Origin of the sequence: Pseudomonas sp. NPDC086581, from assembly GCF_044746165.1 — a bacterium.
Lineage (GTDB): Bacteria > Pseudomonadota > Gammaproteobacteria > Pseudomonadales > Pseudomonadaceae > Pseudomonas.
In genome coordinates, this window is the sequence record NZ_JBIVBR010000023.1 from 40,089 (window position 1) to 48,378 (window position 8,290).

Here is an 8,290-nt window from a genome sequence, read left to right on the forward strand (position 1 = left end):
GCTCGCGAACCTCCTGAAACCATGCTGTCCAGGCAATGTTCGCGAGCAAGCTCGCTCCTGCACAAAGCCCCGAGACGACTCGCGAACGTTCACTGGCAGATGGCTATTGCCGCCGACCTGCATGCTGCTTAATAATGAGACTGATTATTATTTGCTAGATAGCAGGTGTGGCGGTGTCGCTATTGGGTCGTACACAACTCGCGGATCACGACATCCACCGCCTCTATGCTGATCACCATGGCTGGCTGCAGGGCTGGATTCGGCGCAAGACCGGCTGCTCGCAGCGCGCCGCCGACCTCGCCCAGGACACCTTCCTGCGTGTGCTCATGACGCGCGCCAAGGGCGTTGCGGTGTACCTCGACCAGCCGCGAACTTACCTCGCGACCATTGCCCGCGGCCTGGTGATCGACCAGTGGCGCCGCCAGCAGCTCGAGCTGGCGTGGCTGGAATCCCTGGCCGCGCAGCCCGAAGCGGTGCATTCGTCGCCCGAGCAACTGGCGCTGATCCTGGAAACCCTGCACCAGGTGGACGCGATGCTGCTGCGTCTGCCCGCCAGGGTGCGCCGGGCCTTTCTGCTGGCGCAGATCGATGGCTGGCCGTACCGCGAAATCGCCGGGGAGCTGGGGGTGTCCGAGCGCATGGTGAAGAAGTATCTCGCCCAGGCCTTCCTGCATTGTGCGTTACTGGAAGCCGAGCTGGACGGAGTGCTGGTGGAGTGAAAGGCCACGACGACAAACTCAGCCACGCGAGCCTGCAGCAGGCGGCGAACTGGTACGTGCTGCTGCAGGATGAAAATCCCAGCGCGCAACTCCACGCACAATGGCGCCAGTGGTTCGACCTGCACGCCGAGCACCAGGCCGCCTGGCATTACGTCGAGCGCATAGGCCAACGCTTCGCTCCTTTGCAGGGCGAGAGGCAACTGGCAGGGCGGGTGCTCAAGACCAGCGGCGAGCGTCAGCTTTCACGCCGCCAGGGGCTCAAGAGCCTGCTGGTGCTCAGTGGCGGCCTGTTGCTCGGCTGGGGCACCTGGCGCGGCACCGCCTTGCCAAGGCTGGTGCAGGGCTGGAGCGCGGACTACAGCACCACTACCGCCGAGACCCGCGAGGCGATCCTCGCCGATGGCACACACCTCTGGCTGGCGGCGATCAGCGCGGTAGACGCCGACTATGGCCCGGACCAGCGCCTGCTGCGCCTGCGCTTCGGCGAAGTCCTGGTGGACACCGCCAGGGACGCCGCGCAGCGGCCTTTCCTCGTCGACACCGAGCAGGGGCGCCTGCGCGCGCTGGGCACGCGCTTCGCGGTCAGGCAACTGGGCGACGCCACGCGCCTCAATGTCTACAGCGGCGCGGTGGAGATTCGTACGGCGGACAGCGGCGAGCGGCAGGTGCTGGAGGCCGGCCAGCGCGTCGACTTCACGCGCCTCGCCATCGGCGAGGTGTCGCCAGCACAGACGGCAGGGGAGTCCTGGGTACGCCATGTGCTCACCGCCGAGAACATGTCGCTGGGGCAACTGGTCGAGGAACTGGGGCGTTATCGCCACGGTTATCTGGGCTGTGATCCGGCAGTCGCGCAGTTGCCGGTGATGGGCGCCTTTCCGCTGGACGACAGTGACCAGGCGTTGCGCCTGTTGGCGGCGGCGTTGCCGGTGCAGGTCCGGCGTCTGACGCCCTGGTGGGTCAGCATCGAGTCAGCCTGAGGTATCGCGAAAAAACTTTCCGCAGCGGTTCCCTTTTCAGTTTCCCGTTCGGTCACTCCATGGAAACGCACTTTTACCCACTGCACCGAACCAGGGAATTCCATGTACTCGCCCACTTCCACCTCGCGCCGCTTCGCCCGGCGGCCGCTGGCGCTGGCCATCTCGTTGTCGTTCTGCAGCGTCGCTGCGCTGCCCCTGAGCTCGCCCGCCCAGGCGGCCTCTGGCACGGAGCAGGCCGCTCTGCGCGAATACCACGTCGCGCCGGGCGCCCTGGCGACCTCGCTCAACCAGTTCAGCAGCCAGGCTGGAATCTACCTGGTCGGCCACAACGATCTGACTGCCGGCAAGTCCTGCAAGGGCCTTGATGGTCGCTACAGCGTCGAGCGTGCCTTGGCGTTGCTGCTCGATGGCACGGGCCTGCAGGCGGTGCCGCAGGAGTCCGGTGGCTACGTGCTGCAACCGGACCCGAACGGCACCGTGCTGCAGATGGATTCGACCTCGATCATCGGCAGCGGTACGAGCGGTGAGCCAGCGGACGACAACGGCTACAACGCCAAGGTCAGCTCCACCGCGGGCAAGACCAGCACTCCTCTGGCGGAGACGCCGCGCTCGATCTCGGTGGTGACCCGCCAGCGCATGGAGGACCAGCAGTCGCAGACCCTTACCGATGTGCTGGGCTACGTACCGGGCATTTTTGCCCCGCCGTTCGCCGCCGGTGATGGTCTGGCCGGCGACCTGTTCTTCATTCGCGGCTTCAATGCCACCGACTGGGGCTACGGCCTGCTGCGCGACGGCCTGCGCGTGCAAGGCAACCGCTACGACACCACCAGCGAGCCCTATGGCCTGGAGCGTGTCGAGGTGTTTCGCGGCCCGACCTCGATCCTCTACGGCGAGAATGCACCCGGTGGCATCGTCAACCTGGTCAGCAAGCGCCCGACCGTCGATCCGCGCGGCGAGGTCCAGCTGACCTACGGCTCCCATGACCGCAAGCAGCTGGGCGTCGACGTCTCCGGCCCGCTGACCGACGAGGGCAATATCCTCGGTCGCGTGGTGATGCTCGGCCGCGACTCCGACACCCAGGTCGATCACCAGCCCGATGACCGTATCTACATTGCCCCGTCGATGACCTTCAACTTCGACGATGCGACCTCGCTGACGCTGCTCTCGACCTACCAGCGCGACCGCACGCTGATGGAGCTGGGCTACCCGGCAGCCGGCACCCTGCTGCACAACCCCAACGGCAAGATCGACAAGGACACCCTGTCCGGCAACCCGGACTGGGACAAGTTCGAACGCGAGGCCTGGACGCTGGGCTATGAGTTCAGCCATCAGTTCAACGACACCTGGCAGTTCCGCCAGAACTCGCGCTACATGCAGTCGCGCATCGACCGCCGCGAGATGTGGCCGGGCAACCTGAACAACGGCGGCTTCGGCACCAACGTCAACAACACCGCCTACGACCGCTACAACAAGTCGATGACCTACTCGCTGGACAACCAGTTCGAGGGGCATTTCCAGTCCGGCGAACTGGCCAATACCGTGCTGGTGGGGGCGAGCTTCGACCGTACCTCGTTCAACCAGGACTGGGACGCGGGCGCCGGCGGCTCGGTCAACGTGTTCGATCCGGTGTGGACGACCAAGCCGACGACGCCGATCCATGTGCAGGACGCGCTGCTGGAGCAGAAGATGTACGGCCTCTATGGCCAGCTGCAGACGCGCTATGACAACTGGATTGTCCTGCTCGGCGGGCGCCTCGACGAGGTCAACAGCCAATACCGCAACCGCGCCGGTACCACCAACGGCCTGGCCGACCTCGACTACTGGGACCATGACTTCACCTGGCAGGCTGGCCTGATGTACCAGTTCGACAATGGCCTGTCGCCCTATGTCAGCTACTCCACGGCCTTTGCACCGACCCAGCAGACGTCGAGCAAGTCCGGCACCCTCGACCCGACCACCAGCGAGCAGTACGAAGTCGGCGTGAAGTACGAGCCCAAGGGCTGGAACACCTCGATGACCGCCTCGGTCTATGACCTGCGCAAGACCGACGACGTGATCTACGACAGCACGGTCGGCGACTACCGGCAGGTGGGTGAAAGCCGTTCCAAGGGGCTGGAGCTGGAGGTCAACAGCGACATCACCGAGAACTTCAGCCTGACCGCTTCCTATACCTACACCGACTCGCGGATCACCAAGGATTCCCCCGGCTCGCTGCTGGAAGACCACCAGATGACCGGCGTGCCGCGCAACCAGGCCTCGGCCTGGGGCACCTACCGCTTCCTCGATGGCTATCTCAAAGGTCTGCGCGTGGGCGGCGGCGTACGGCACTTCGACAGCACATTCGCCTACACCCCGGCGTCGCTGTACGGCAAGCTGGATACCGGCGACGTGACCCTGGTGGACGCGCTCGTCGGCTACCAGCTCGACGAGCACTGGTCCGCCGAGGTGAACGCGAAGAACCTGCTGGACAAGGAATACGTCGCTGGCTGCAACAACGCCGGGCGCTGCTACTGGGGCGAGGAGCGCACCTTGCTGGGTAGCGTCACCTTCCGCTGGTAATCCTGGCCGCATGAATGAAAAAGCCCCGCATCGGCGGGGCTTTTTCTTTGGCGCGAGGTATCAGTACTTGCTCTTCAGCCCGTACGTCTCGTCCAGGGTGCCCGGGCCGTCGCCGGTCTTGGGCGCATAGTCGCGCGGCGCTTCGTTGTTTGCCGGCGGGGTCAGCCGCTCGCGGCGCTCGGGGTACTCGTCGGCGTGCAGGGCGGCCAGCAGGCGTTGCTTGGTCTGTTCGTCCAGGGCCAGGCGCTCGGCGCCTTCGGACAGGTGTTCCTGCACATCCTGATAGCTCTGGGTGAGCTTCTTCATCAGGCTGGCGGAGGTGCTGAAGTGGGTCACCACTTCGCGCTGGTAGCTATCGAAACGATCCTGCATGTCGTCTACCTGACGCTGCAGCTTGTTGGGCGCGGCGTTGGGCAGAAGGCGGGCGATCAGAAAGCCGATGCCGACCCCGACGATCAGGGCGAGTAGCGGCAGCAACCAGGTGGTGAGGGACTGTTCCACGCGAATCCTTCCTCTATAGACGGCTTTGCTTTACGTTAGCGGCTTGCACCTGTGCTTGTATACCGTGGCGAATGCTTCGCCGCCTGCGCAGGTATTGAGCTAGACGAGACGACCCGCCACGGGGTCACGGAGCTGTTGTTTGACCACCCGCGAAATCCCCCTGTTCCTCGACGGCCCCGACGGCCAGCTGGAAGCCCTGCACCTCGCCACGCCCGACGCCAGGGGCGTCGCGCTGATCTGTCATCCGCATCCGCTGTTCGCCGGCACCATGCAGAACAAGGTGGTCGCCACCCTGCAGCGCGCCGCACGGGATGCAGGATACGCCACCCTGCGTTTCAATTTTCGTGGCGTGGGTCAGAGCGCCGGCAGTTATGCCGAAGGCCGCGGCGAGATCGACGATGCGCTGGCCGCTGCGCGCTGGCTCGCCGAGCAGCATCCGGGGCTGCCGCTGACGCTGATGGGCTTCTCCTTCGGCTCCTGCGTGGCCGGCAACGCCGCCGAGCGCCTGGAAGAAGAGGGCGCTGACCTTGCGCAACTGTTCATGCTGGCGCCGCCGGTCGAGCGTTTCGACGTCGACCTGCCCGAGCGCTGCCCGCTCACGGTGATCCAGCCGGAGGCCGACGAAGTGGTCACTCCCGAGCGCGTGTATGCCTGGAGCGCCGAGCTGAGCAAACCCCACGAACTGATCCGCATCCCCGAGTGCAGCCATTTCTTCCACGGCAAGCTGATCGAGCTCAAGGACCTGATACAGGCCCGGCTCGCCTAGGTTGGCCAGCCGCGTTACCATCCGGCCCGCCCTTTCATTTGTGTTGATTCCTGGATTCCCATGACGACCCGTATCCTGACCGGCATCACCACCACCGGTACTCCGCACCTGGGCAACTACGCCGGCGCCATCCGCCCGGCCATCGTTGCCAGCCGCGATCCGCAGGCAGACTCCTTCTACTTCCTGGCCGACTACCACGCGCTGATCAAGTGCGATGATCCGGCGCGCATCCAGCGTTCGCGCCTGGAGATCGCCGCCACCTGGCTGGCCTGCGGCCTGGATGCTGACAAGGCGACCTTCTATCGCCAGTCCGATATTCCCGAAATCCCCGAACTGACCTGGCTGCTCACCTGCGTCAGCGCCAAGGGCCTGCTCAATCGCGCCCACGCCTACAAGGCCTCGGTGGACAAGAACGTCGAGGCCGGTGAAGACCCGGACGCCGGCGTCACCATGGGCCTGTACAGCTACCCGGTGCTGATGGCTGCGGACATCCTGATGTTCAACGCCCACAAGGTGCCGGTCGGCCGCGACCAGATCCAGCACGTGGAAATGGCCCGCGACATCGGCCAGCGCTTCAACCACCTGTTCGGCAACGGCAAGGAACTGTTCACCCTGCCCGAGGTGGTGATCGAGGAAGACGTGGCGACCCTGCCGGGCCTGGACGGTCGCAAGATGTCCAAGAGTTACGACAACACCATTCCGCTGTTCGGCAGCGCCAAGCAGCTCAAGGACGCCGTAGCGCGCATCGTCACCGACTCCCGCGCGCCGGGTGAGCCGAAGGACCCGGACAACTCGCACCTGTTCACCCTGTACCAGGCGTTCTCCACCCATGAGCAACAGGCTGCGTTCCGCGCCGAGCTGCTCGGTGGCCTGGCCTGGGGCGAGGCCAAGCAGCGCCTGTTCGAACTGCTCGACAACGAGCTGGGCGAGGCCCGCGAGCGCTACCACGCACTGATCACCCGCCCGGCCGACCTGGAGGACATCCTCCTGGCCGGTGCCGCCAAGGCCCGTCGCATCGCTACTCCGTTCCTCGGCGAGCTGCGCGAATCCGTCGGCCTGCGCTCGTTCCGCGAGCAGGTGCAGGTGGCCAGCGAAGGCAAGAAGAAGGTCGCCAAGGCCGCGCGTTTCGTCAGCTTCCGCGAGGACGACGGCTTCCGCTTCCGCCTGCTGGATGCCGCTGGCGAGCAACTGCTGCTGTCCATCGCCTTCGCCGACGGCAAGGCCGCGGGCCAGGTGACCAAGCGCCTGCAAGCCGAGGAGCTGGACCTGCACGCCGAGCTGAATGCCTTCAGCGTGCGCCTGGATGGCGAAGCCGTGGCGTACAGCCCGGAGTTCTCCACCGACGCGGAGCGCGACGCTGCCATGCAGCGCCTGCGTGAGGCTCTCGCTCCGCAGGAGTGAGGGTTGGCAGGCCGGTCCGACTACCGGCCAATTGCCAAGCAACGGGGGCGCCGCTAAAGTGTGCGCCCCCGTTTTCGTTGCCTTGCTACCGATCATGACGCCTCTTCAGCGCTACCAGGAAGACCTGAAACGCCCCGATTTCTTCCACGACGCCGCGCAAGCGAACGCCGTGAAGCACCTGCAACGCCTCTACGACGACCTGGTCGCCGCCGATAAGGGCAAGACCGGCCTGTTCGGCAAGCTGCTGGGCAAGAAGTCCCAGGAGCCGGTGAAGGGCCTGTACTTCTGGGGCGGCGTCGGCCGTGGCAAGACCTACCTGGTGGATACCTTCTTCGAGGCGCTGCCCTTCAAGCAGAAGATGCGCACGCACTTCCACCGCTTCATGAAGCGCGTCCACGAGGAAATGAAGACCCTCAAGGGCGAGAAGAACCCGCTGACCATCATCGGCAAGCGTTTCGCCGACGAGGCCCGGGTCATCTGCTTCGACGAATTCTTCGTCTCCGACATCACCGACGCGATGATCCTCGCGACCCTGCTGGAAGAGCTGTTCAAGAACGGCGTTAGCCTGGTGGCCACCTCCAACATCGTGCCGGACGGCCTGTACAAGGACGGCCTGCAGCGTGCCCGCTTCCTGCCGGCCATCGCGCTGGTCAAGCAGCACACCGAAGTGGTCAACGTCGACAGCGGCGTGGACTACCGCCTGCGCGCCCTGGAACAGGCCGAGCTGTACCACTGGCCGCTGTCCGAGCAGGCCGAGCAGGCCATGACCCGCGACTTCAAGGCGCTGACCCCGGAATGTGCCGCGGCGACCCGCGATGACGCTCTGATGATCGAGAACCGCGAAATCCGCGCGCGCATCACCTGCGATGACGTGGCCTGGTTCGAGTTCCGCGAGCTGTGCGATGGCCCGCGCAGCCAGAACGACTACATCGAGCTGGCGAAGATCTTCCACGCGATCCTGATTTCCAACGTCGAGCAGATGGGTGTGGCCAAGGACGACATGGCCCGCCGCTTCATCAACCTGGTGGACGAGTTCTACGACCGCAACGTCAAGCTGATCCTCTCCGCCGAGGTCGAGCTCAAGGACCTGTACACCGGTGGCCGCCTGGAGTTCGAATTCCAGCGCACCCTGAGCCGCCTGCTGGAAATGCAGTCCCACGAATACCTGAGCCGCCCGCACCGTCCCTGATGGTCGGATGAACGAAAAAGGCTGCCCAAGGGCAGCCTTTTCGTTTTCTAGGTGCGGGGATTGTCCCGACCGTGCCGGGCCCCTTGTAGGAGCAACTGTCTTCACACGGCACCTGTCCTCCAACCGGTGCCGTCTCTCACCATCGCGTTGATCCGCACGATCAGTACGCGCATGCATG

The 8,290-nt window shown here is 65.1% G+C and carries 7 protein-coding genes; 6 read left to right on the forward strand and 1 reads right to left on the reverse strand.

Annotated features, from left to right (window positions below; translation table 11 throughout):
* The first annotated feature begins 182 nt into the window (after window positions 1-182).
* From ACIPK7_RS29150 to ACIPK7_RS29160, 3 genes are all read left to right on the forward strand, one after another.
* Window positions 183-719 (forward strand): sigma-70 family RNA polymerase sigma factor, encoded by a 537-nt coding sequence (locus ACIPK7_RS29150; RefSeq protein WP_401091810.1) that lies wholly within the window; start codon window positions 183-185, stop codon window positions 717-719.
* A complete protein-coding gene (locus tag ACIPK7_RS29155) occupies window positions 716-1,696 on the forward strand; it encodes a FecR domain-containing protein (RefSeq protein WP_401091812.1) in 981 nt (326 codons plus the stop codon). Before ACIPK7_RS29150 ends, ACIPK7_RS29155 begins: the two co-directional genes overlap by 4 nt.
* Before the next feature lie 102 nt (window positions 1,697-1,798).
* Entirely contained in the window at window positions 1,799-4,255 is a 2,457-nt protein-coding gene (locus ACIPK7_RS29160; protein ID WP_401091814.1) for a TonB-dependent siderophore receptor, read from the forward strand.
* A gap of 60 nt (window positions 4,256-4,315) precedes the next feature.
* On the opposite strand, the gene ACIPK7_RS29165 is transcribed toward ACIPK7_RS29160, so the two are convergent.
* Complete coding sequence (locus tag ACIPK7_RS29165; protein ID WP_045209602.1) at window positions 4,316-4,756, reverse strand: YhcB family protein; 441 nt, start codon at window positions 4,754-4,756, stop codon at window positions 4,316-4,318.
* A 139-nt stretch (window positions 4,757-4,895) separates the two neighbouring features.
* On the opposite strand from ACIPK7_RS29165, the gene ACIPK7_RS29170 reads away from it, so the two are divergent.
* The 3 genes from ACIPK7_RS29170 to zapE all read left to right on the forward strand — a co-directional run bounded on the left by ACIPK7_RS29170 (window position 4,896) and on the right by zapE (window position 8,112).
* Entirely contained in the window at window positions 4,896-5,522 is a 627-nt protein-coding gene (locus ACIPK7_RS29170) for an alpha/beta hydrolase (protein ID WP_151189480.1), read from the forward strand.
* Between the two features lie 60 nt (window positions 5,523-5,582).
* Window positions 5,583-6,923 carry a tryptophan--tRNA ligase gene (locus ACIPK7_RS29175; RefSeq protein ID WP_151189481.1) on the forward strand — a complete coding sequence of 447 codons (1,341 nt, stop codon included), beginning with the start codon at window positions 5,583-5,585 and terminating at the stop codon, window positions 6,921-6,923.
* A gap of 94 nt (window positions 6,924-7,017) precedes the next feature.
* Window positions 7,018-8,112, forward strand: coding sequence for a cell division protein ZapE (zapE, locus tag ACIPK7_RS29180; protein ID WP_081517474.1), 1,095 nt, complete (start codon window positions 7,018-7,020; stop codon window positions 8,110-8,112).
* The last annotated feature ends 178 nt before the right edge of the window (window positions 8,113-8,290 follow it).